The sequence below is a fragment of the Enterococcus sp. 12C11_DIV0727 genome (assembly GCF_002148425.2).
Lineage (GTDB): Bacteria > Bacillota > Bacilli > Lactobacillales > Enterococcaceae > Enterococcus_L > Enterococcus_L lemimoniae.
Genome location: NZ_CP147248.1, coordinates 2,077,143 through 2,102,259, shown reverse-complemented (window position 1 = coordinate 2,102,259; position 25,117 = coordinate 2,077,143). Strand labels below are relative to the sequence as shown.

General features: G+C 37.3%; 19 protein-coding genes and 2 pseudogenes. 19 read left to right on the top strand and 2 right to left on the bottom strand.

Annotated features, from left to right (window positions below):
• Window positions 1-3: 3 nt before the first annotated feature.
• The 15 genes and pseudogenes from recG to ftsY form a co-directional block, all read left to right on the top strand.
• Window positions 4-2,046: pseudogene (recG, locus tag A5866_RS10045) on the top strand (ATP-dependent DNA helicase RecG); the annotation flags it as partial.
• Window positions 2,047-2,283: 237 nt separating this feature from the next.
• Window positions 2,284-3,282, top strand: a complete 999-nt coding sequence (plsX, locus tag A5866_RS10040; protein ID WP_086277958.1) for a phosphate acyltransferase PlsX — start codon at window positions 2,284-2,286, stop codon at window positions 3,280-3,282.
• A 143-nt stretch (window positions 3,283-3,425) separates the two neighbouring features.
• On the top strand, window positions 3,426-3,665 hold the full coding sequence (gene acpP, locus A5866_RS10035) for an acyl carrier protein (protein WP_010761893.1): 240 nt from the start codon (window positions 3,426-3,428) through the stop codon (window positions 3,663-3,665).
• A 262-nt stretch (window positions 3,666-3,927) separates the two neighbouring features.
• Entirely contained in the window at window positions 3,928-4,935 is a 1,008-nt protein-coding gene (locus A5866_RS10030; RefSeq protein WP_339099660.1) for an ABC transporter ATP-binding protein, read from the top strand.
• Window positions 4,935-5,879: an ABC transporter ATP-binding protein gene (locus A5866_RS10025; protein ID WP_086277962.1), complete on the top strand. Its 945-nt coding sequence runs from the start codon at window positions 4,935-4,937 to the stop codon at window positions 5,877-5,879. The genes A5866_RS10030 and A5866_RS10025 overlap by 1 nt, the downstream gene beginning before the upstream one ends.
• The gene (opp4B, locus tag A5866_RS10020; RefSeq protein ID WP_086443619.1) at window positions 5,879-6,841 is read left to right on the top strand and encodes an oligopeptide ABC transporter permease; all 963 of its coding nucleotides are present in this window, start codon (window positions 5,879-5,881) and stop codon (window positions 6,839-6,841) included. The genes A5866_RS10025 and opp4B overlap by 1 nt, the downstream gene beginning before the upstream one ends.
• 31 nt (window positions 6,842-6,872) lie before the next feature.
• Window positions 6,873-7,778, top strand: coding sequence for an ABC transporter permease (locus A5866_RS10015; RefSeq protein ID WP_010761889.1), 906 nt, complete (start codon window positions 6,873-6,875; stop codon window positions 7,776-7,778).
• 17 nt (window positions 7,779-7,795) lie between these two features.
• A complete protein-coding gene (locus A5866_RS10010) occupies window positions 7,796-9,574 on the top strand; it encodes an oligopeptide ABC transporter substrate-binding protein (protein WP_086443620.1) in 1,779 nt (592 codons plus the stop codon).
• Window positions 9,575-9,813: 239 nt separating this feature from the next.
• A complete protein-coding gene (locus A5866_RS10005; RefSeq protein ID WP_086443621.1) occupies window positions 9,814-11,010 on the top strand; it encodes an MFS transporter in 1,197 nt (398 codons plus the stop codon).
• 130 nt (window positions 11,011-11,140) lie between these two features.
• Window positions 11,141-11,524 (top strand): ASCH domain-containing protein, encoded by a 384-nt coding sequence (locus A5866_RS10000; RefSeq protein WP_086443622.1) that lies wholly within the window; start codon window positions 11,141-11,143, stop codon window positions 11,522-11,524.
• A 187-nt stretch (window positions 11,525-11,711) separates the two neighbouring features.
• Window positions 11,712-12,113: a nucleoside-diphosphate kinase gene (gene ndk, locus A5866_RS09995; RefSeq protein ID WP_086277971.1), complete on the top strand. Its 402-nt coding sequence runs from the start codon at window positions 11,712-11,714 to the stop codon at window positions 12,111-12,113.
• A gap of 239 nt (window positions 12,114-12,352) precedes the next feature.
• Window positions 12,353-13,045 (top strand): ribonuclease III, encoded by a 693-nt coding sequence (gene rnc / locus A5866_RS09990; RefSeq protein WP_010766442.1) that lies wholly within the window; start codon window positions 12,353-12,355, stop codon window positions 13,043-13,045.
• 23 nt (window positions 13,046-13,068) lie between these two features.
• Window positions 13,069-16,647 carry a chromosome segregation protein SMC gene (gene smc, locus A5866_RS09985; RefSeq protein ID WP_086443623.1) on the top strand — a complete coding sequence of 1,193 codons (3,579 nt, stop codon included), beginning with the start codon at window positions 13,069-13,071 and terminating at the stop codon, window positions 16,645-16,647.
• A 55-nt stretch (window positions 16,648-16,702) separates the two neighbouring features.
• On the top strand, window positions 16,703-17,530 hold the full coding sequence (locus A5866_RS09980) for a Cof-type HAD-IIB family hydrolase (protein ID WP_086277975.1): 828 nt from the start codon (window positions 16,703-16,705) through the stop codon (window positions 17,528-17,530).
• The gene (gene ftsY / locus A5866_RS09975) at window positions 17,531-18,766 is read left to right on the top strand and encodes a signal recognition particle-docking protein FtsY (RefSeq protein ID WP_086443624.1); all 1,236 of its coding nucleotides are present in this window, start codon (window positions 17,531-17,533) and stop codon (window positions 18,764-18,766) included. It begins immediately after the preceding gene.
• 401 nt (window positions 18,767-19,167) lie between these two features.
• Here ftsY and A5866_RS09970 read toward each other — a convergent pair whose 3' ends face one another.
• Window positions 19,168-20,046, bottom strand: a complete 879-nt coding sequence (locus A5866_RS09970) for a YitT family protein (RefSeq protein WP_422389659.1) — start codon at window positions 20,044-20,046, stop codon at window positions 19,168-19,170.
• A 184-nt stretch (window positions 20,047-20,230) separates the two neighbouring features.
• Window positions 20,231-20,728, bottom strand: coding sequence for a cysteine hydrolase family protein (locus A5866_RS09965; protein ID WP_086443625.1), 498 nt, complete (start codon window positions 20,726-20,728; stop codon window positions 20,231-20,233).
• 224 nt (window positions 20,729-20,952) lie between these two features.
• Between A5866_RS09965 and gshAB the strand changes: the two genes are divergently transcribed.
• From gshAB to A5866_RS09945, 4 genes and pseudogenes are all read left to right on the top strand, one after another.
• Complete coding sequence (gene gshAB, locus A5866_RS09960) at window positions 20,953-23,223, top strand: bifunctional glutamate--cysteine ligase/glutathione synthetase (RefSeq protein WP_086443626.1); 2,271 nt, start codon at window positions 20,953-20,955, stop codon at window positions 23,221-23,223.
• 164 nt (window positions 23,224-23,387) lie between these two features.
• Window positions 23,388-24,066: pseudogene (locus A5866_RS09955) on the top strand (response regulator transcription factor).
• Window positions 24,067-24,071: 5 nt separating this feature from the next.
• Entirely contained in the window at window positions 24,072-24,218 is a 147-nt protein-coding gene (locus tag A5866_RS09950; RefSeq protein ID WP_176332513.1) for a hypothetical protein, read from the top strand.
• 116 nt (window positions 24,219-24,334) lie between these two features.
• Entirely contained in the window at window positions 24,335-25,063 is a 729-nt protein-coding gene (locus A5866_RS09945) for a sensor histidine kinase (RefSeq protein ID WP_140335111.1), read from the top strand.
• Window positions 25,064-25,117 lie beyond the last annotated feature (54 nt).

Below are 25,117 nucleotides of genomic sequence, written 5' to 3'. Positions count from 1 at the left end.
GGGAATTCAATGAACTTGTCAGATGACATTGGCATGTTAACAGGTGTTGGTCCAAAACGTGCAGAGAATTTAAAAGAATTAGGTATCCGGACAATAGAAGACTTATTGTCTTACTATCCGTTTCGTTATGATGACATCCAAGAAAAAGAATTAAATGAAATTCAAGACCAAGAAAAAGTTACTCTAAAAGGATTAGTAGTATCGGAGCCAGTCGTGAGTCGCTATGGGTACAAAAAAAGTCGAATGATGTTTCGGATGATGCAAGACCACGCTGTGATTAACGTTTCCTTCTTTAACCAGCCATATTTAAAAGATAAAATCGTGATGTCCGAAGAAATTGCAGTTTATGGTAAATGGGATGCAAAACGAAAATCATTGAACGGCATGAAAATTTTAGCCGCAAAAAATGATGGAGAAGACTTTGCGCCGATTTATCATGTAAATAAAAAAGTTCGGCAAAGTAGTTTGATTCAGTTGATTCGTGTAGGATTTGAAAAATATGGCGACCTTATTCAAGAAATTCTACCAGAAGAGTTATTGGAAAAATATCGTTTAATGCCAAGAAAAGAAGCGATGTTTGCTATGCACTTTCCAAGTGATCCCGAAGAAAGTCATCAAGCAAAACGACGAGTAGTTTTTGAAGAATTCTTCCTATTCCAATTAAAAATGCAAGGGTTAAAAAGACAAGAAAAAGCGGAACAAAATGGTTTGGTCATCCAGTATGACGTGGATCGTCTAAAATCATTTACCCAGAAGCTGCCATTTGAATTGACTGCGGCCCAAAAAAAAGTAACGAATGAAATTTGTCGGGATTTAATGAGTCCAAATCATATGCAGCGTTTACTGCAAGGAGATGTCGGAAGTGGGAAAACAGTTGTAGCAGCTATTGCTTTGTATGCCACGATGACAGCAGGGTTTCAAGGGGCTTTGATGGTGCCGACAGAGATTTTAGCACAACAACATATGGAAAGCTTACAACAGCTCTATAATCCCTTAGAAATACGGACAGCGCTGCTAACAGGATCGACAAAAACCAAAGAGCGTCGAGAGATCCTTGAACAATTAGCAACAGGTGAGATCGATATTATCATTGGCACTCACGCATTGATCCAAGAAGACGTTTTATTTCATCGCTTAGGCTTAGTAATCACAGATGAACAGCATCGATTCGGTGTGAATCAACGTCGGATCCTAAGAGAAAAAGGCATGAAACCAGATGTGTTATTTATGACAGCAACACCGATTCCGAGAACGTTAGCTATCACAGCTTTTGGTGAGATGGATGTCTCGATCATTGATGAAATGCCTGCTGGTCGGATTCCTATAGAAACTCGTTGGATTCGTCCGCCGCAATTAGATACGGTTTTAGAATGGATGGAAAAAGAATTGGCTCGTGGGCACCAAGCATATGTAATCTGTCCGCTGATTGAAGAGTCTGAAGCACTAGATGTTAAAAATGCCACAGAAATTTTTGAACATATGTCTGCTTTTTTCAATCCTACTTATCAAGTTGGTTTACTTCATGGTAAAATGAAAAACCAAGAAAAAGAAGAAATCATGCAGGAGTTTAAAGATAATAATCTTCAGCTCTTAGTTTCGACAACTGTAATTGAAGTTGGAGTTAATGTTCCTAATGCTACGGTGATGCTGATCATGGATGCTGATCGTTTTGGTTTGGCCCAATTGCATCAACTTCGTGGACGTGTCGGACGAGGATCGGATGCATCCTATTGTATCTTAGTTGCCAACCCTAAAAATGAAATGGGTGTGGAACGGATGAAAATCATGACAGAAACGAATAACGGCTTCGTGTTAAGTGAAAAAGATTTGGAATTAAGAGGGCCAGGAGAAGTATTTGGTGCCAGACAATCAGGTGTTCCACAATTTGCCGTGGGAGATATTGTGACAGATTTTAATATTCTTGAAGTTGCTCGCCAAGAAGCTAGTGTTATTTGGAAAAAGGAGCAGTGGTGGATTTTGCCGGAGTATCAAGGCGTTGCTGAGAAGATCAAGCCAGATGATGGCGAGCAGCAGTTTTTTGATTGATATTGTTGAGAAATAGAATTTGCTTTTCACTGAATTTTTCTGTCAGAGCTAGGCGACTCATTCCGCTTTTCTCTGATCCAGCTCCACGAGCCAGACCTCTCAACAAATAGACAAAATGCTGAAAAGATGAAGGGCATCTTTCCATCATTTTCCTAATTTGTTCGAGGTCTAAGCGGCTCGTTCCGCTTTTCAATATGTTATACTACTTATTGTAATTTACCTAGGAGGGACTATGTTATGAAGATTGCAGTAGATGCAATGGGTGGCGATCATGCGCCGCAGGCTATTGTTGAAGGCGTGATGTTGGCCAAACAGGATTTTCCAGATATTGAGTTTTTACTTTATGGAAAAGAGCCTGAAATTAAAAAATATGTAACAGATGTAACAAACATTACGATTATCCATACGGATGAGAAAATCGATAGCGATGATGAGCCAGTTAAAGCGATTCGTCGTAAGAAGACAGCTTCAATGGTATTAGCTGCGCAAGCAGTAAAAAATGGGGAAGCGGATGCGATTTTTTCTGCAGGGAACACTGGTGCGTTATTAGCTGCTGGATTATTTATCGTTGGACGAATCAAAAATGTAGAACGCCCAGGATTGATGTCAACATTGCCAGTGATTGGTCAACCAGACGGTGGGTTTGATATGTTGGATTTAGGTGCAAATGCTGATAACAAACCTGAACACTTGGTTCAATATGCTGTATTAGGTTCTTTTTATGCTGAAAAAGTTAGAAACATCAACAAACCTCGTGTAGCACTTTTAAATAACGGTTCTGAGGAAACAAAAGGCAGTGAGTTAACGAAGAAAGCCTTTGAACTACTTTCAGAAGAAGAAAGCATCCATTTTATTGGTAATGTAGAGGCACGGGATTTATTGAGCGGAGCAGCCGATGTGGTTGTGACGGATGGTTTTACAGGGAATGCTGTATTGAAATCGATTGAAGGTACTGCTTTGAATATGATGGGTCTTTTAAAATCATCGATCCTTGCAGAAGGGTTTAAAGGAAAAATGGGTGCCTTGCTTTTAAAAAATGCGTTGCGCGGTATGAAAGATGAAATGGATTACTCGAAACATGGTGGAGCAGTTCTTTTTGGCTTGAAAGCACCAGTCGTTAAAACCCATGGATCAACAGGTCCAGAGGCTGTTCGATATACGATCCGCCAAATTCATACAATGTTGAAAACAGAAGTTGTCCCCCAATTAGTCAGCTATTATGAAACGAAAGAATAAGCCGTTTCGCAACCTGTTTGCAACCGCATTGTAATGCTATTGCAAAAAAAGATGGACAAATCGATCAATTGTGAGTACAATGTATCATAGCGTTTAACTCAATCGTGAGGAGCGCTTTTCAAAAGCAGTGGAGGTGAATACAGTTGACTCGTGAAGAAGTACTTGAAAAAGTAGCGAAGATTATCTCAAACCACTTTGATATTGAAGCTGAGAAAGTGACAGATCAATTAAACATTAAAGATGACTTGAATGCAGATTCGATTAGTGTAATGGAATTTGTTTTAGAGCTTGAAGATGAGTTTGGTACAGAAATTTCTGATGAAGACGCAGAGCAAATTGAAACAGTAGGTGCCGCTGTAGATTATATTATGAACAACTTATAAGGTGAAATGAAAAAAAGTGAAACAAAACAAATCCTGTTTTGTTCCACTTTTTTGTTTATTTAGAAAAATTTACATTACCAAAATGTTGCAATTTTTACAAATTTTATATACAATTGCTTAAATATGAGTACAATGAGAATATGGGTTTATTAAAAACGATTACAATGAGGAGAGAAAAAATAATTATTAAAAAATGACGTTTTTTTAATAAGTTTTCCTGTTGTGATAAGTTATTTAACCGAATATGGAGGAGTGTTTTAAAGTGAGTGACGGTAATCAATTGTTAGACGTTCAGCATCTGCATACAGGTTTTCGTATCAAAGACGAGTTCTATGATGCAGTTGATGATGTGTCATTTGAATTAGGAAAAAATGAAATCTTAGCTATCGTTGGGGAATCAGGTTGTGGGAAGAGTACATTAGCTACAACGATCATTGGTCTCCATGATGCCAATAATACCCGTGTAACGGGAGAAATTCTTTATAAGGATTTAAATTTAACAACGTTTAACGAGCAATTATATAATAAAATTCGTGGTAATGATATCGGCATGATCTTTCAAGATCCGTTGTCAGCGTTAAATCCTTTGATGCGTATTGAAGATCAGATCAAAGAAAGCTTGACCTATCATACGGATATGAATGCGGAGCAAAAACAAGCTCGCGTGATCGAGCTCTTGACCCAAGTGGGTATTCCTAATCCTGAGCGAGTAGGGAAGCAATATCCTCATGAGTTATCTGGAGGAATGCGACAACGTGTGATCATTGCAATCGCTATTGCATGTAAACCAGCTATCATTATTGCTGATGAACCGACAACGGCATTGGATGTAACGATTCAAGCACAAATTTTGGACTTACTTAAAGACTTGCAAGAAGAAACTGGTTCAGGGATCATTTTGATTACCCATGATTTAGGTGTGGTAGCTGAAATGGCTGATAAGGTAGCAGTGATGTATGCTGGGCAATTTGTAGAAGTTGCGACAGCTGAAGAATTATTCAATAATCCCAAACATCCATACACGCGCTCACTTTTACAGTCTATTCCGCAAGAAGATTCAGATGATAGTCAGTTACATGTGATCGAGGGGGTCGTTCCTTCATTGAGTAAATTACCAAGAGAAGGGTGCCGTTTTGCACCAAGAATTCCTTGGATTTCAGAAGATGCTCATGAAGCAGAACCAACATTGCATGAAGTGTCAGAGGGCCATTTTGTCCGCTGTACATGTTATCAGGATTTCCATTTTAGAGACGATCAGGAGGAAGTATAATGACAGAAATCATTCAAATCAAAGACTTGAAAGTTCATTATCCAATCCGTAGTGGTTTCTTTAATAGAGTAACGGATCATGTGCTGGCAGTGGATGGCGTTGATTTTATTATAGAAAAGGGTAAAACATATGGTTTGGTTGGTGAATCTGGTTCAGGGAAATCGACCACAGGTAAAGCTATCATTGGGCTAGAGAAAGTGACTAGCGGTAGTATTTTATATCAAGACCAAGATGTGACGAAAGCTCATAATCGCAAAGCGATGAAATATAATAAAGATGTTCAAATGATTTTTCAAGATTCGATGTCTAGCTTGAATCCAAAGAAACGAGTATTGGATATTATTGCTGAACCGATTCGCAATTTTGAACGATTAAGCGACCAAGAAGAAAAGAAAAAGGTCAAAGGCCTATTGGATATCGTTGGGATGCCGGAAGATGCGCTGTATAAATATCCTCATGAATTCTCAGGCGGACAACGTCAGCGTTTAGGTGTAGCTAGAGCCGTAGCAACGAATCCTAAATTGATCATTGCTGATGAACCAGTTTCAGCTTTAGATTTATCGGTTCAAGCCCAAGTACTAAATTTTATGAAAAATATTCAAGAGGAATATGGGTTGAGCTATTTATTTATTTCACATGACTTAGGTGTGGTTAAACATATGTGTGACAATATTGCGATCATGTATAAAGGTCGTTTTGTTGAAATTGGTACGCGCCAAGATATCTATACAGATCCACAACATATTTATACCAAACGTTTATTATCAGCGATTCCTAAAATTGACGTTGCGCATCGTGAAGAGCATAAAGCACAGCGTCGCCAAGTAGAAAAAGAATATATTGAGAATCAAAAAGACTATTACGATCAAAATGGTCGTGTGTATGACTTGCGTACAATCAGTGATACACATCAAGTAGCGTTAAAAGATGGAGGTGCAATCTAATGTGGAAGACGATTTTACGACGTGTACTCTTTATGATTCCTCAAATCTTGATTTTAAGCGTCTTGATTTTCATGTTAGCTAAAATGATGCCAGGGGATCCCTTTACAGGATTGATCAATCCAAATACAGATCCAGCTGTTATTGAGAAAATGCGTGAGTCAGCTGGGCTGAATGATCCGTGGACAACACAATATGTTCGTTGGATCGTAAACGTTTTTCATGGTGATTTTGGTGAGAGTTTCATTTTCAAATTACCTGTATCAACATTGATCGGCAGTCGTGCTGTAAATACGATTCTGCTATCACTCGTAACCGTAGTGATCATGTATGCTATTGCGTTACCGTTAGGTGTTTTATCAGGACGCTACCAAAATTCTATTTTAGATAAATTTGTAGTGATTTATAATTTCTTCAGTTTTGCGGTACCGCCATTTATCTTTGCACTCGTTATGCTATTCATTTTTGGTTACCGTTTAGATTGGTTCCCTACAACAGGGTCGATTTCCAGTGGTGTCGAGCCAGGGACAGGTGCTTATATTTGGGATCGATTCTATCATTTGATCTTACCAGCACTCTCTCAAGCACTTCTTGGAACAGCGATCACGATCCAATATTTACGAAATGAGGTCATTGATTCTCAGTCATTGGATTATGTTCGGACTGCTCGCTCAAAAGGGGTGCCAACCAATAAAGTTTATACACGACATATTTTCAGAAATGCTTCTTTACCAATTGTTTCTCAATTAAGCTACGAAATCACAGCGTTGATCAGTGGCTCAGTCGTTATTGAAAAAATCTTTGGTTACCCAGGTATTGGGAAATTATTTATCGACTCGATCGGACAACGTGATTATGCAGTAATCACAGCCTTAGTATTGATTTTAGGAGTTGCAACACTTGTCGGAAATCTGATTTCAGATATTGTGATGAGTCTTGTAGATCCAAGGATTCGGGTTCAATAGAAAATCAATTTTAAGGAGAGGAAGAGACGAGATGGATAAAAATAAAGAAAATGCAGCAGTTGCTGTACCAGAAACGATCCCTCCAATGGGATTTAGAATGATCGCAAGAGAATTCAAAAAAGATAAATTAGCGATTTTCTCACTAGTGTTGTTAGTAGCCATTTTATTGGTTGTTTTTATCGGTGCTTTATTGACCGATCAAGACAAAGTAATGACCGTTAGTATTTTAGATAAATATGCCGAGCCTGGTGGGAACTTTATACTAGGTGCTGATGAAGGCGGACGTGATGTATTGGGGCAACTGATTATTGGTGCCCGTAATTCTGTTGTGATTGGGTTTGCCATCACTATTTTGACTTCGATCATCGGTGTAGGTATCGGTATTGTTTCAGGTTATTATGGTGGAATGTTTGATAATGCAGTGATGCGTGTGGTTGACTTTATCATGATCTTACCGATTATGATGATCATCATTGTGTTTGTTACGATCATTCCTAATTATAATGTTTGGTCTTTTGTGGGAATCATGAGTGCTTTTTACTGGGTCGCTAAAGCGCGGCTATTTAGAAGTAAAACGTTATCTGAGGTTCGCAGAGATTATGTCAGTGCTTCAAAAACGTTAGGAACAAGTGATTTTAAAATTATGTTTCGTGAAATCATGCCGAATCTAAGTTCATTGATCATCACCAACTTAACGATCAACTTCGCGGCAAATATTGGGATCGAAACAACACTGACGTTCTTAGGTTTTGGTTTGCCGACAAATGTACCAAGTCTTGGAACATTGATCGGATACGCCAGTAATGGCGATGTTTTAGCAAATAAAACATGGATCTGGGTACCTGCATCAGTACTGATTTTAGTCATGATGTTATGTATAAATTATATTGGCCAAGCGTTTAAACGTTCAGCAGATGCTAGACAGCGTTTAGGTTAAGAAGAGGAGGAAGTAGTGTGAAGAGCAAAAAACTTTTGGGTTTAATTACATTGACAGCAGTGGTGGCTGTAACATTAGCCGCTTGCGGTGGAGGTAAGAAGTCGGATTCAGGAAACAAGAATGTAGAGACTGAGGATATCAGCAAATTTACTATGAAGGTCAAAAATGACAAAGAGGCAATCAAAGGCGGGACTTTGGAAGTTGCAGTTGCGTCAGATACTCAGTTTAAAGGATTGTTCTCTAAGATATATTATCAAGATGCTTATGACTATCATTATATGAGACCGTCTGATGAAGGACTGTTCGGTTATGATGAAGATTTCGTTATTACAGATGATGGTGCTGCTAAGCTAGATTTAGATGTTGATAATAAAAAAGCAACAATTACACTTAAAGAAAATATTAAATGGTCAGATGGTGAACCTGTAACTGCTGATGATTTGATTTATCCATATGAAGTAATCGGAAATAAAGATTACACAGGAATTCGCTATGATGACAACTTTACTAATATTGTCGGAATGGAAGAATACCATGATGGAAAAGCTGATACTATTTCTGGTATCAAAAAAGTGGATGACCAATCAATCGAAGTAACATATAAAGAAATGAATCCAGGTATGTTGCAATTAGACGGCGGCGTGTATACTAGTGCGATGCCAAAACACATTTTTAAAGATATTCCGATCAAAGACCAAGAAAAAAGTGATGCAGTCCGCAAAAATCCTGTAACATACGGTCCTTACTACATGAGTAAAATCGTAACGGGTGAATCAGTGGAATACTTACCAAATGAACACTACTACAAAGGAAAACCTAAATTAGATAAAATTGTATTTACTAACGTGCCTACTGCTTCGATCGTTGAAGCGGTGAAAGCGAAAAAATATGACTTAGTTTACTCAATGCCGACAGATAACTTCCCAACATATAAAGATTCAGAAGGTTATCAAATGTTAGGTCGTGAAGAGTTAGCTTATACGTATGTTGGTTTCAAACTAGGGACGTATGATAAAGAAAAAGGTGAAGTAATCACAAATCCAGATGCAAAAATGGCTGATGTGAAATTACGTCAAGCAATGGGGTATGCGATTGATAATGATGCAATTGGGCAAAAATTCTATAATGGGTTACGTACTGGTGCGACAACCTTGATTCCACCGATTTTTAAAACTTTGCATGATACTGACGTAAAAGGATATCAATATGACTTGGATAAAGCAAAGAAAATTTTAGATGATGCTGGTTATAAAGATACAGATGGTGATGGACTTAGAGAAGATCCTAAAGGGGAAAAATTAACCATCAATTTTGCTTCAATGGCTGGTGGGGAAACTGCTCAACCATTGGCAGATTACTATTTGCAACAATGGAAAGAAATTGGCCTAGATGTGAAATTAGCAACGGGTCGTTTAATCGATTTCCAAGCATTCTATGATAAAATCAAAAATGATGATCCAGAAGTTGATGTTTACCAAGCTGCTTGGGGTGTCAATAGTGCGCCATCTCCAGCAGGATTATACAGCCGTAACGCAGCATTTAACTACTCTCGTTTTGCCTCAGAAGAAAATGATAAATTGTTAAAAGCAATTGATTCAAAAGCTTCATTTGACGATACAAAACGTAAAGAAGCATATGATGCATGGCAAGAATATATGTTTGAACAAGCACCAGTTATTCCAACATTATACCGTAATGAAATCATGCCAGTTAATGACCGCGTGAAATCATTTACTTGGAATTATGAAGAAACAAAAGACTTTTATGACATTGAATTGACATCAGAAAAACGTTAAGTTATTGAGTAAAAAGACACTTCCATTATTTCGTGGAAGTGTCTTTTTATTTTGTGAGGTTGAACTAAAGATAACAATATGAGAAAATGATTATAAAATTTGGTGTGGAAAACAAAATAACGCTAACGTATACAAAACCAGGAGGAAATCACTTATGAATATTTAAAATACTTCACTTGAGTAAGAACGAAAAAAATGAAGAACGAAATTTTCGTTTCTTCTAAGTGAAGGTGAAAAAAATGAATAAAAATAAAGCATTCAATAAACTTATTATAGGTCAGATGATTGCCAATATTGGAGATACTATTTATACGATTGCGATGGTTAGCTCTGTATTTACATTAACGAACTCGGCATTAGCAGCTTCTATTGTACCGGTTATCATCACAGGAAGTATGGTTTTATCAGGATTGTTAACACCATTGATTGTTGTAAGAGTATCACTGTCAAAAATTTTACAGATAAGCCAGTTGTGTAAGACATTGATTTTAGCGGGATTAGCGGTTTATTTGCAAGTGGCTATCGAGCATCTTGACTTAACTATTTTGTATGTATTTATCGCAGGGATTGCTTTTTTAGACGGATGTGCTGAACCAGTTAGCACAGCTTTAATTCCTTATTATGTGGAGGAGTATTACTTGATTCGTGCAAATAGTATATTTAGCACGATGCTGCAAGTCGTTAGTATAGGTAGTTGGACGATTGGTTCATCATTGTTGATTATTTTTTCTGTGACGAATCTTGTGTGGTTGGATGTAGGGTTATTTTTGCTGTCAGCTATTATTTTATGGCTGTTGCCACAAGTTGCTAAAGGCGCGGAATCAGAGAGAAATGAATGGGGAAATTTTATTATGGGTTGGCAAGGGATTCGCAAGCGTTCTCTGGTTCGGGTTGTTGTCGGAATGGATATTCTTGAAACCATTGCGAATGCAGCTTGGGTTTCAGCGATTGTTTTGGTTTATGTGAAAGAAGTGTTACATGTCTCTGAAAGTTGGTGGGGGTATATAAATGCTACTTATTTTATTGGTGCGATGCTTGGAAGTATTATTGTTATGCGGCATTCAGATTGGATCAATCAACATAAATCGAAAGCTGTGATCGTGGGCTCGTTGTTCGGCGCTATGGTAACCTTTTTAGTGGCTCCAGGATGGAATCCTGTTTTTATTTTGATTTGTTCGGTCTTTGTGGGGATCTTTTCTCAAATCAAAAATATTCCTCAAGCAACGGCTATACAACAAACGATCCCAAAAGACATGCTTGCTCCGATTTATGCTGCAATGAATGTACTTTATACAGGTACATTTGCATTGTCTTCGGTATCGATGGGATTGATTTCAGAGTCCTTTGGTGTGCGAACAGTATTTGGGGTATCGGGAACATTGTTGTTTATAGTAGCAATGATAGCGAAGAAAAAAAGGACATTATTCGATGAGTAATTTCTAATTAAAAGGATTAAATAAGATAAACAATGAAGAAGTTGTTTATGATTTCAGGTGGCTGGGGGGCGTAACTCGTATAGTTATGTCCAGGCACCTTTTTTTATACTAAATCAAGGAGGATTATAGAATGAATCAGAAAGTAGTTAAATTTGGCGGAAAGGAAAATGAGCAGGACTATCTTGCACAGCCAGTAGATGAAGGGATAAAAGTTGCAACCTCTTCATTAGTCTATTTACAAGAACTTAGATTAAACGAATCGTCCCAGGTTGGAGATCGATGGCTTATTCAAGATAGTCAAGGCAAACAAATGTGTGAAGTCGAGGCTGAAGCGGTAAAAATCAATACGTTTGCTTCGATTACAAATGACTTTGCTGTCAAAGAGGGCGATCAAAGTTTCAATAATTGGCATGATATCCATTGGACCTACTACTCAACACTTTTATCAAAGTATGGGAAAAAGCTTACAGACACCACTCAGTTAGAATGTGTATATTTTAAGAAGCTTGGCTAATGTTTAGCAGCAATACTCATAACTTTACTTGTTTAGTTGTTTAATATTTAACAAGTGACAAAGGGAAAACTTTTTTTGTCACTTGTACACTAGACAGAATTTTCGAATCGTGATAATCTTCTTGTAAAGCGCTTACAAATAATGCGCTCCAAATCAAACGATAAACAAGAGCAAGGGGAGAAATCAAATGGAACAAACACTTGTTATTATCAAGCCTGATGGCGTTTCGCGTAAATTAGTTGGAGAAATTCTTCAGCGATTTGAGAAAAAACAACTGAAGCTTAGTCAGTTAAAAGTTGCTAAGATGTCTCGTAAATTAGCAGAAGAACATTATGCACATGTTAAAAAATTTGATTTCTTTGAAGATATGATGACCTACATGACTTCATCAGAAGTAGTTTATCTTGTTTTAGAAGGAACAAGCGTCATCAAAACAGTCCGGAAAATGATTGGGGCAACCAATTGCTTAGAAGCAGAACCCGGTACGATTCGAGGCGATTACGGCGCTAATAGTTATGAAAATATTATCCATGCGTCAGATTCACCAGAAGCAGCAGCGGTTGAAATTAAACGATTTTTTACGGAATAAAATTAAACCAAAAGCGTATCAAGATTCTCTCAGATCTTGAACGCTTTTTGTCTTTTCAAACTAAAAGAATGCGATAAATTCACAATTTATGATAAAAATACCCTAAAATCATTAGGAAACTCTTCAAATACGATGAATTCAGCTGTCATTTTGGGGCAATTACCCCCTAACCATTTAAAAATCACGCAAAAAAAAGTATAATAGAGAAGGTTGTAAATAAACTTAAAGGAATGTAGCAAATGGACAATCAGCTAACTACAGAATTAAAAGAACGTTACGGCATTGTTTTCCATGATGTCAACCTATTAGAACAGGCTTTTACCCATTCATCCTATGTGAATGAGCATCGATACTTAAAACTATCTGACAATGAACGATTAGAATTTTTAGGAGATGCCGTTTTAGAATTATTGGTTTCTCAATATTTGTATAAACAATTTCCAGAGCTGCCAGAAGGCAAACTAACAAAAATGCGGGCGGCGATCGTTCGTGAAGATAGTTTATCCAAATTTGCGAAAGAATGTCATTTCGATCAATATATTCTTCTTGGCAAAGGCGAAGAAAATTCAGGTGGACGCACACGTCCAGCACTACTTTGTGATTTATTTGAAGCATTTTTAGGTGCTTTGTTCTTAGATCAAAAAGTCGATGCCGTCAAGAAATTCATTGCAGAAGTCATTTTTCCGAAAATCGATGCCGGTGCTTTTTCACATGAGATGGATCATAAAACCCATTTACAAGAAGTATTACAACGACAAGGAGACGTCAACATCGACTACCGTTTAGTCAATGAAGAAGGCCCAGCTCATGACCGAATCTTTTTTGTTGAGGTTTATGTCAACGAAAAAATGATCGGTACAGGTCAGGGGAAATCGAAGAAATTAGCAGAACAGGATGCCGCTGAACGAGCGCTGAAACAAAATCCTGAGTAAGCTTGGAAGGAGCCGTTTTATTCGTGTATTTAAAACGAATTGAGATCGCAGGATTTAAATCCTTTGCGGATCGAACCGTTATAGAGTTTGAAAATGGTGTTACGGCTGTCGTTGGACCTAACGGCAGCGGAAAAAGTAATATCACCGAAGCGATTCGCTGGGTCTTAGGCGAGCAATCTGCTAAAAGTCTTCGTGGTGGTAAGATGCCGGATATTATTTTTGCGGGTTCAGAAGGACGGAAAGCCCTGAATATTGCTGAAGTAACGGTTGTCTTGGATAATAGTGATCATTTCTTACCATTAGACTTTACTGAAATTAGTGTGACACGTCGTTATCGTCGAACAGGCGAAAGTGATTTTTATATCAATAAACAGGCGTGCCGCTTAAAAGACATTCATGATTTATTTATGGATTCTGGGTTGGGCAAAGAATCATTTTCCATTATTTCTCAAGGGAAAGTCGAAGCTATTTTTAATAGTAAACCAGAAGATCGTCGTGGTATTTTTGAAGAAGCGGCCGGTGTCTTGAAGTACAAACAACGCAAGAAAAAAGCAGAACAAAAACTATTTGAAACAGAAGATAATTTAAGTCGTGTGCAGGATATCATCTATGAATTAGAAGATCAATTGACTCCTTTAGCTGCACAAAGTGAAGCAGCCAAGGAGTTTTTGAAACTTAAAGAAAGTTTGACGGAGATTGACGTTAGTTTGACTGTAACAGAAATCGAAACAGCCAAAGAAGTTTGGGAAATCAAAGCAGCTGAACTGATTACGATCGAAGAAAAATTACAGATAGCCAGCAAAAAAATCCATGATTCAGAAGATGAACTTTTCCAACTACGTGGTAAACGAAACAAATTGGATGAGCAAATCGAAATAGAACAGCAACAACTATTACAAATCACAGAAGCATTAAAACAAACCGAAGGACAAAAAAATGTTTTAGTCGAACGGTCAAAACATACAATGCAAACGACGAGTGAATACCAACAATCGTTAGCAGAGAATGCTGAAAAAATTACTCGTTATCGTGAAGAAGTTCAAGACTTACAAGCGAAAGTAACAGAGAAAAAAGCGCAACGTGAATCACTCGTTGAAGCAATCAAAGCATCAGAATTAGAAGTTGAAAAATACAGCAAGTCTTCAAAAGAATTATTGGAAGAATTAAGAAGCCAATATGTTGAAGTCATGCAGGAACAAGCAAATACGACAAACGATCTTAAATATTTAGAACGTCAATACCAACAAGAAACAGCTAAAAATCAACAATCGATACAAAAGCATGAAGCCTTAGAAGAACAAATGGCAGATGCCTTAACTGAGAAGGAACAACTAGAAACAAGCTTAGCTACCTCTGAACAATCATTAATGGACCAAAGAGAACAGTATACGCAACTGAAACAACAATTGGATCAACAACAAGGACAGTTAGCGGTAAAGCAAAAACAAATGTACCAAGCCATGAACCAAGTACAGCAAGCGAAAGCTCGCCAAAAAAGTCTGCAAGAAATCCAAGAGAATTATTCAGGGTTTTATCAAGGGGTTCGAGCAGTCTTAAAACATAAAGAGCAATTAACTGGAATTGTTGGAGCAGTGGCTGAACTGATCGATGTACCAAAAGAGTATACTTTGGCGATCGAAACAGCTTTAGGCGGCGCAGCCCAACATGTCGTTGTAGAAACTGAAAAAGATGGTCGAGCTGGAATCACGTTCTTAAAACAACAACACAGCGGCCGAGCAACATTCTTACCTTTGACCACAATTAAACCGAGAAATGTTTCTAGTGCCGTCCGTGACCGTGTTCGTACTATTTCAGGATTTCTAGGTGTTGCTAGTGAATTAGTCCACTTTTCAGATGACGTTAGCAATGTAATCCAAAATCTTTTAGGTGTGACGTTACTAGCAGAGTCCTTGGAAAGCGCCAATCAATTAGCAAAAGCAGTTAACTACCAATATCGTGTTGTTTCATTAGATGGCGATGTCATGAACTCCGGTGGTTCGATGACAGGTGGTGCTAATAAACGAGGTAATCAAGGTAGCTTATTCTCTCAAACCCAAGAACTACAAACGTTGACTGAACAAATGGAGCGTGTCGAAAAACAATTAACGCTCAACGAAAAAGAAGTCCAAAAACTAACAGACGAAGTCAAAGAACTAAATGAAAAACTGGAACAATTACGTTCGACTGGTGAGACAAGCCGTTTAAAACAACAAGAATTACAAAACAAACTAGCGAATCAAGAAGAAAACATCACTCGTTTGACAAAAGAACAACGTCTGTTTGAATTTGAAGCTCGTGAATTACATCAATTCTTAACGGAATATCAAACCAGAAAAGAAGAGCTAACCCAAAAACAGCAAGAACTGAACGAAACAAAAGACCGTTTGGATCGTGAAATGAAGCAAGTGGATCAAGAAGCCAGTCAAATGGAAACCTTGCGAGCAGAGGCTTTTGAACGCTTCAATCAAGTACAAGCAGATCAAGCTGTTGCAGTTGAACAATTGGCTCATTTAACCGAGCAAGCAGCAGAAAAACAAAGCCAACTAGATGAATTCTTAGCAAGAGAAACTGCGTTGCGTCAGCAATTACAACAATTGAATGACAACTCAACGGATCATCAAGTGACAGAAGAAAGTTTGGCTGTTCAATTAGAACAACTAGCAGAGAAAAAAGCACAACTGCAAACAAGCATTCAAGAAGCCAAAAACGCTCGTCAGCAATTACAAGAGCAAGTGGATCAAATCGATACTGGTTTAGCGGAAGAAAATAAACAGCAACAACATTTATTAACAGAACAAACGAAAATCGAAGTTGAAAAAAATCGGGCAGAAATCAAATTGGACAATTCCTTACAATACTTACAAGAAGAATACAGTTTGACCTTTGAACGTGCCAATGAAGATTATGAACTAACAATCGACAAAGAGCAGGCGAAAATCGAAGTTAAACGCTTAAAACGAGATATCGAGCGCCTAGGTCCAGTCAATCTCAATGCGATTGAACAATACGAACAAGTCAATGAACGACATGAGTTTTTAGTCTCTCAACGTGATGATCTATTAGATGCTAAGGAACAATTGTTTGAGACAATGGGAGAAATGGATGAAGAAGTTAAGACTCGTTTTAGTGAAGTCTTCGAAGCGATTCGAGCTCAATTTAAAGTCGTATTTCCTAACATGTTCGGTGGTGGTCGAGCTGAGTTGATTTTAACCAACCCAGAGGATCTATTGAATACTGGGGTAGAAATCGAAGCACAACCTCCAGGTAAAAAACTACAGAACTTAAGCTTACTTTCTGGTGGTGAACGAGCATTGACGGCAATTGCGTTATTGTTCTCGATCATTCGAGTTAGACCTGTTCCGTTTTGTGTTTTGGACGAGGTTGAGGCAGCATTAGATGATGCCAACGTCTCTCGTTTTGGTCATTATTTAAGTGAGTTTGAAGATGATACGCAATTTATTGTGGTAACACACCGTAAAGGAACGATGGAAGCAGCAGACGTCTTGTATGGTGTCACGATGCAAGAATCGGGTGTATCGAAAATCGTATCTGTTCGTTTAGAAGAAGTAAAAGAGGGCGGTGCGATCGTCGCTGAAAGCTAATGATAATGCCGTTAGCTTCATAGGCAAGCTCCAACTGAAAAAAGGAGGAATCGGGTTGATTAAATTAGTCGCTATCGATTTAGATGGTACACTTTTAGATAGTAACAAGCAGATCTCTACAAGAAATAAAGCGGCTTTAGCGCAAGCAAAAGCACAAGGCGTTAAAATTGTTATTTGTACAGGTCGACCGTTGGCTGCAATTGAACTATATTTAGAAACATTAGGGCTACGTGATAATGGTGATTACAGTATTACCTTTAATGGTGGCTTAGTTCAAAAAAATGATACTGGTGAAATCATCGAAAAAGCACTGATGCCATTAGAAGATGTGCATGACTTATATCAATTAGCTACCTCATTGAATGTACCGTTGGATATTTTATCTGATGGACTTGTGATGCAACTACCTGCTTCACAAGAGCACATTTCTTTGTACAGCCAATTAAATAATCTGTTGACGTTTGAATCCTATGAATTAGCTCAACTTACAGCAGGTCAGATTTTTAACAAAGCAGTCGTGGCAATCGATGAAACATATTTAGATGAACAAATTCAAAAAATACCTGCACCATTTTACGAACGCTATGAAATCATCAAAACGAGAAGTAATCTACTAGAATTTATGCCAAAAGGAATTACCAAAGCCTATGGTATTTCGCTATTAGCTAGAGATTTAGGAATCAAACAAGAAGAGATCATGACAATCGGTGATGAGGAAAATGACTTACCGATGATCGAATATGCAGGACTTGGTGTGGCAATGGAAAATGCTGTCGCGAAAGTTAAAGACATGGCAGACGTGATCACAGATACCAATGATAATGATGGTGTGGCACAAGCTGTAGAGAAATTTGTATTAGAACCATTGAAAGGAGGGAATTAAATGGGATTTTTCGATAAAATAAAAAAAGCGTTTATGAACGAAAAAGAAACACCGCCTGCTGAAATCAAAACAGAGAAAGAGGTTATTGAATCCATTCAAGAAGAAGTGATTCCGGAAGAACAACAAATAACAGCTGAAATCTTGGAGCAAGTACAACCAGATTCTCTTGAAACAACAGAAGAACCTGAAAAAGCAATAGAACCTGAAATCGATCCTCTGATTACTATTGATCCAGCTACCCAAGCTGAAGAACTAGTTGATCCTGAAATCATTGAGGAACAAAAAGAAGAGCTCGTTGTTCAAGAAAAATATGAAAAAGGATTAGAAAAAACACGTAAAACGTTCGGTGAACGTCTGAATGAATTGTTCGCCAATTTCCGTTCAGTAGATGAAGACTTTTTCGAAGAATTAGAAGAAACCTTGATTGGTGCGGATGTAGGCTTTGATACAGCCATAAAAATTACTGAATCTTTACGTCAAGAAGTCAAACTACGTAACGTGAAAAAGCCAGCAGCAGTTCAAAATACAATTATTGAAAAAATGGTTGATTTATACGAAGCAGAAGGCATTGAAGAAAATAACGCGCTGAATATTCAATCAAACGGATTAACTGTCATGCTATTTGTTGGTGTAAATGGTGTTGGAAAAACAACTAGCATCGGAAAATTAGCACATGAGTTTAAACGAGATGGCAAAAAGGTCTTGCTAGCTGCTGCAGATACGTTTAGGGCAGGAGCGATCGATCAATTAGTTGTTTGGGGCGAACGTGCAGGTGTTGAGGTTGTTCGAGGCAATGCAGGAGGAGATCCAGCAGCTGTTGTTTTTGATGCAGTAGAACGTGCTAAAGTTGAAAACGCAGATATTTTGTTGGTAGACACAGCTGGCCGTTTACAAAATAAGGTTAATTTGATGAATGAGTTGGAAAAGATTAAACGTGTAATCCAACGCGAATTACCAGATGCACCGCATGAAGTATTACTTGTAGTGGATGCAACAACAGGCCAAAATGCTATGTCACAAGCCAAACAATTTAAAGAAACGACCGATGTCACGGGCTTAGTTTTAACGAAATTAGATGGTACAGCAAAAGGTGGGATCGTTTTGGCGATCCGTAATGAGCTGCATTTACCAGTAAAATTAGTTGGACTAGGTGAGGGAATTGATGATTTAGAACCATTCGATGCGAATGATTTTGCGATTGGTTTGTTTAAAGGATTATTAAAGATTGAAGATTAGACACTAGATATGTTATGTGGTTTATAAGAAAAATAGTTTTTGAATACGTCAGTAAGACGATTGTTCAAAAACTATTTTTTTAATACAAGTATCTATAGAGTTTGTAATTAACGACTTTAAAATGTCTGTCTATTTTTACTGTAATATTCAAATGGCTCAAACTTATTCTTTTTTCTTCTGACAAGCATTTCTGCCAAAGGGAATTTATTGAAATTGGCAATCGTATGAAAAATTATTTTACTGATTTATTCAAGGTCTAAACGGTTTATTTCGCTTTTCGTACTCTAGGTATATGAACCATACCTCTCAACAAATAGATAAAATACTGTAAAGATACAGCACATCTTTACAGTATTTTCCTAATTTGTTCGAGGTCTAAACAGTTCATTCCACTTTTCAGTTTACAAATTATTTGTTTCAATCCCGTAATCTTCAGCTATTTTCTTCAAGCTAAACCCGCGACCAAAAACTTCACTGGCATTCATCGACACCACAAAGGCTTCTTCGTCAATAGCTAAGACACTTTCTTTAATTCTAGAGAAATCTTTTTCACTCACGACAGTCATCATTAACATACTCGGATTTTTTTGGTACCCACCTTCGATAGGGATCATTGTTAAGCCCTTGTCCATCTCGACCAAAATTTTCTCTTTGATTTCCGCGTATTTTGGTGAGATGATCATCACATTTTTCGAACGAACAAAACCAACTTGTACCATATCTACCACACGTCCAATAAGGTATAAGCAAATCAGAGAAAATAGGACGGTATCTGTATTAAAAACAAATAGTGCAGATAAAATCACGATGCCATCAACAAACAAAATCGAAACACCTAATGAAATTTTAAAATACTTATTAACGATTTGTGAAATGATTGCAGTTCCCCCAGTTGAGGCATTTCCACGAAATTCTAAACCTAAACCGATACCAGTCAAGATACCGCCAAAAATCGTCGCTAGAAAGATATTATGAGTCAATACCGGTAAATGAGTTGTGATTCCGACAAAGAAAGGGTAAATCAAACTACCGTAAATCGTTTTGATCCCAACCTCTTTTCCAAGTAATAAAAAGCAAAGAACTAATAATGGCAAATTGATCGCATATAAAACGATGGCTGGATTAAGACCAAAAAGATAGTTGATTACAACACTAATTCCGTTGGCACCGCCTGCGACGATTTTATTCGGTAATAACACTGAATTGATTGAGATTGCTAAAATAAGTGAACCAATCGTCACATATAACGTATCTTGAATTTGTTGTTTTGTAAATTTCATTTCTATTTATTTCCTCCGTTTCTAAAAATGTGAGATATCATTACTGAATGATAAATAAATGCACAAAATAATATCCCTTAGTCATACTATCATGAAAGACTAACAGATATCATGAGATATTTTTAATTTTTTATTCGTTGAGTATGGTAAAATTATAGAGAATAGAAAAACAGAACCTATTTAATCAAATAAAGGTTAAAAAACGTTTGTCCCATAAATTTTCATGATGCTGGATAATGGTTTGTGCACCTAAAAGATCGTTATTCAAGGTGGTACTTAGAACTCGTTTCATGAAACAAGTATATCCTAAACCATGTGCCATACGAATCGTAGTATCAACGCAATATTCTGTTTGTGCGCCACAAAATTCAAGTTCAGAGACGGATAAGGAATCTAACAGCTCTTTTAGATTTGTTTGGTGAAAAGAGTTGGCATGTGTTTTTCCAACATAGAAGTCTTCTGTTTGAGCATCTAGTTGCGTAAATAATTGCCAATCCTGACTACCGGCGACTATTTCAGCATCCTCATGCTGAATAAATATAATCGGTAGGTGATTAGTTCGGTAATCTGCAATACGCTGATTTACACCAGAGAGTACATCAGTTAGCTGGAACAAGCCTGTTCCAACAGTTTCTAGACCATTTTGAAGATCGATAACAATCAAGGCTTTATTAGGATGCATAATGTTCTCCTCTGAGTTGACTTATTTTTCTTTAGTATACAATGAAGTTATATGGCTGAAAAGGATATGAAGGAATAATGGAGTATGGAAAGGCGAGATATTTTTACCCAATTAAGGAAGTTTAGTTCCTTTTTGACAAAATTTAAGCTAAAATATTCTTTTTGCTGCCCTTTTTCTATATAATGGTGAGTAATGGAATAATAACGGGGAAGAAAGGCGACAGTATGAAATTTAAAGAGTTGTTACAACAAAAAAGCGTTCGTCCATATGTTATGGCCGCACGATTTGGCTTAGAAAAAGAAAGTCAGCGCACAACGTTTGATGGTCAATTAGCAACGACGGATCATCCAGAAGTATTAGGCAATCGTTCCTACCATCCATATATTCAAACAGATTTTAGTGAGTCACAGATGGAATTGATTACACCTGTGGCAAATTCTATTCATGAAATGTTGCGTTATCTAGCTGCAATTCATGATGTAGCATTACGTTCGATGAATAAACATGAAATGCTTTGGCCGCTAAGTATGCCGCCAAAATTACCGCTAAAAGATGAAGATATAAAGATCGCTAAACTGGATCAGTTTGAAGGGATTCTTTATCGTCGTTATTTAGCAAGAGAATACGGCAAACGCAAGCAAATGGTCAGTGGTATCCATTTTAATTTTGAATATGATGTCGAATTAGTTCAACTGCTTTTTTCAGAGCAATCAGAATACGAAACGATCGAAGAATTTAAAAATATTCTTTATATGAAAGTTTCACGTAATTATTTACGTTACCGCTGGCTGATCACGTACCTATTTGGTGCTTCGCCAGTTAGTGAAGCAGGCTATTTTACAGAACGAGAAGAGCGTCTGAAAGGGCCTGTAAGAAGTTTACGCAATAGTTCGTTTGGCTATAAAAATAATGAAGATGTCAAAGTATCGTATGAATCATTGCAACAATACATCAACGATATTCACCGAATGGTTGAAAATGGCATTTTATCTGAAGAAAAAGAATTCTATTCTGCTGTTAGATTACGTGGTGGTAAACAGATGGCTGATTTACCGAAAACAGGAATTCGCTATATTGAATTAAGGAATCTCGATTTAAATCCATTTGCTCCATTAGGTGTAGACGAAGAAACACTCGAATTCATTCACTTATTTATGCTGTATTTATTATGGACAGATGAAAAAGAAGCGCCGAATGATTGGGTAGCTACAGGAGATTTCTTAAATGAACAAGTGGCATTGGGACATCCATTCGCTCAAGTAAAACTTTTGGCAGAAGGTGACCGTATTTTTGCTGAAATGGATGAAATGATCGAAGCGTTGGGACTGTTTAGAACGAAGAAATCATTAGAGATTCATCGAGCACAGCTAAGAACACCTGATTTAACGATTGCTGGAAAAATGTGGACGATCATTGAAAGTAATTCTAATCATGAATTGGGGATTATTTTTGGGAAAGAATACCAAGGTATGGCTTTTGAACGTCCTTATCAACTGGCCGGTTTTAGAAATATGGAGCTGTCCACTCAACTATTTTTATTTGATATTATTCAAAAAGGTGTGGAAGTTGAACTATTAGATGAACAGGAACAATTTTTAAAACTTAAGCACAAAGATCATATCGAATATGTTAAAAATGCGAATATGACCAGTAAAGATAGCTACATCGTACCATTGATCATGGAGAATAAAACGGTGACTAAAAAAGTCTTAGCCGAAGCTGGTTTCACAGTGCCAGCTGGAGATGAGTTTGATACGGTCGAGAGAGCTGAACAAGCTTATATCAAATATTCAGAAAAAGCCTTTGTGATTAAACCAAAAACAACTAATTATGGTCTAGGGATCACGATTTTTAAAGAAGGAGCATCTCTAGCTGACTTTACAGAAGCGTTGAAGTTAGCATTTAAAGAGGATTCTGCTGTTTTGATCGAAGAGTTCTTGCCGGGAACAGAGTATCGTTTCTTTGTTTTAGATGACCAAGTGCGAGCAATCATGTTGCGTGTACCTGCTAATGTTGTAGGCGACGGAGTTCGTTCCGTTGAAGCATTGGTGGCGGAAAAAAATCTTGACCCATTAAGAGGAACCCATCATCGTTCACCATTAGAGTTGATTCAATTAGGGGATGTAGAACGCTTGATGTTAAAAGAGCAAAACCTATTAACGACCTCTGTTCCAGAAAAAGATCAAATTGTTTACCTAAGAGAAAATTCTAATGTCAGCACAGGCGGTGATTCGATCGATGTGACAGATGATTTTGATGAAAGTTATAAGCAGATTGCTGTGGAAGCCGTGAAAACATTAGGCGCAAAAATTTGCGGAATCGATTTGATCGTTCCAGACAAATCGATCATAGGAACTAAAAATAGCCGAACCTATGGGATTATAGAAGCTAATTTTAATCCAGCAATGCATATGCATGCTTATCCACACTCAGGTAAAGGACGCCATTTAACGATGGATGTACTCGAAATGCTTTATCCAGAAGTGTTTAGATAATAGGAAGGATAATGAGTCCCCCTAAAGTTAGCGTACACTAACTTAGGAGGGCTCATTATTTTGTCTGACGCCTTTATTTTTTATTGAAAAAATAAATTGACAAATCGGTGATTGATTCCCACAATAAAAGGGAGAGCTTTAAAGCTGAAACACTGGAGGATAAAATGAAAAAAATTTACATAGTAGAAGATGATAGACAAATTACGCAAACCGTTGCTACGTTTCTGAAAAAATGGTCCTTTGATGTTCAAGCAGCCACTGATTTCCAAAATGTAGCAGAAGCTATTTTACAGTATCAACCAGATTTAGTTCTGATGGATATTTCTTTGCCGTTATATAGTGGGTTTCATTGGTGTAGTGAGCTAAGAAAACAGTCAGATGTACCGATTGTTTTCTTGTCCTCAGCGAATGATAATATGAATATTTTAATGGCGATGAATATGGGGGCAGATGATTTTATTGCCAAACCCTTCGATTTACAAATCCTAGTTGCAAAAATTCAAGCGATCTTACGCCGAAGTGAAATGTTACCGACGAATCATAGGTTGAACTATCAAGGCTTTACGCTGGATTTAGAAGCGTTTGAAGTAGTCTTGAAAGAACAAGCCGTGGCATTAACCATCAATGAATCAAAGATCTTAGGGATGCTTTTTCAATAACCAGAAAAATTGATTCCAAAAGAAAAAATCATGGAAAAACTGTGGGAAAGCGAAGAATTTATTGATGCAAATGCGTTGTCAGTCAATATGACGCGCCTGCGAAAAAAAAGTAGCTGAAATTGGACTAGATAAACAAATATATACAGAAAAAGGTAAGGGGTATCGTTTAGGAAAAGGAGTGTAAGGTGGATGAAGGTATTTTTTCGTTATTTACTAGATAAGCGTTTTGCAATCATAACCTATGTCGGAATCGTCGGATTGTTTGCTATGACCTTTTTCTCTATGAGATTCCTGTTATTGTTTATTCAGATGCAATCCTTTTTTCAGGATTGTTGATTTTTGGCGTAATAAGTATTCAATTTAGTCTATATTTCAGAAAACATCGACAGTTGCAAGAAGGGATTCAAGCCCCCAGATTATATCCTTTCCAGAAAAAAAATAGTCGTTCTTTATTGGAAGCAGAATATGAACAACTGCTGACTGGGTTAGAAAAAGAGTATCGAACAGAAATTGGTTCCCTTGAGGCAGCTAATCAGCAATTAATGGATTATTACAGTATGTGGAGCCATCAAATCAAAACGCCGATCGCTGTATTAAATTTAAAAATGCAAGAAAATGAATTGGACCAAGATATTTTGAAGCAGGAATTATTTAAAGTGGATCAGTATTTGAACATGATGCTGCAGTATTTACGAATGAACCATACAGAAACTGATTTTGTTTTTGAAGAAATCGATTTGGATCTGCTTGTTAAAGAGACTGTAAAAAAATATGCGGTCTTTTTTATTCATAAAAATCTTTCATTTTCATTGACGCCGACAAATACAAAAATTATCAGTGATAAAAAATGGTTGCAGTTTGTCTTGGAACAAGTGATGTTTAATGCAATCAAATATACAAATCAAGGAGGAATCAAGGTTTACCTGGATAGCGTAAACCAACTTGAATTGGTCATTGAAGATTCTGGTATTGGTATTTTGTCAGAAGATGCTAGTAGAGTATTTGAACGTGGCTATACAGGCTTTAACGGAAGAACGTATCAAAAAGCATCTGGTTTAGGACTATTTATGTGCAAAGAAATTTTGACTAAATTAGGCCATCAAATCTATCTTACCTCAGAAGTAGGGCGCGGCACGAAGGTCAAACTAAAACTCACTCAAAACGTTTTTGAACTCGAATAGTCGATAGTTTATATTTGGTCCTTACCTCATTGTAAGGATGGCAGGCGAAGTGTA

Coding starts and splice junctions, on each gene's coding strand:
- A5866_RS10015 (WP_010761889.1), top strand. CDS start 6,873: ATGGATAAAAATAAAGAAAATGCAGCAGTTGCTGTACCAGAAACGATC.
- opp4B (WP_086443619.1), top strand. CDS start 5,879: ATGTGGAAGACGATTTTACGACGTGTACTCTTTATGATTCCTCAAATC.
- A5866_RS09950 (WP_176332513.1), top strand. CDS start 24,072: ATGAAGGTATTTTTTCGTTATTTACTAGATAAGCGTTTTGCAATCATA.
- gshAB (WP_086443626.1), top strand. CDS start 20,953: ATGAAATTTAAAGAGTTGTTACAACAAAAAAGCGTTCGTCCATATGTT.
- A5866_RS09970 (WP_422389659.1), bottom strand. CDS start 20,046: ATGAAATTTACAAAACAACAAATTCAAGATACGTTATATGTGACGATT.
- rnc (WP_010766442.1), top strand. CDS start 12,353: ATGGACAATCAGCTAACTACAGAATTAAAAGAACGTTACGGCATTGTT.
- A5866_RS10000 (WP_086443622.1), top strand. CDS start 11,141: ATGAATCAGAAAGTAGTTAAATTTGGCGGAAAGGAAAATGAGCAGGAC.
- A5866_RS10025 (WP_086277962.1), top strand. CDS start 4,935: ATGACAGAAATCATTCAAATCAAAGACTTGAAAGTTCATTATCCAATC.
- plsX (WP_086277958.1), top strand. CDS start 2,284: ATGAAGATTGCAGTAGATGCAATGGGTGGCGATCATGCGCCGCAGGCT.
- A5866_RS09965 (WP_086443625.1), bottom strand. CDS start 20,728: ATGCATCCTAATAAAGCCTTGATTGTTATCGATCTTCAAAATGGTCTA.
- ftsY (WP_086443624.1), top strand. CDS start 17,531: ATGGGATTTTTCGATAAAATAAAAAAAGCGTTTATGAACGAAAAAGAA.
- A5866_RS10005 (WP_086443621.1), top strand. CDS start 9,814: ATGAATAAAAATAAAGCATTCAATAAACTTATTATAGGTCAGATGATT.
- ndk (WP_086277971.1), top strand. CDS start 11,712: ATGGAACAAACACTTGTTATTATCAAGCCTGATGGCGTTTCGCGTAAA.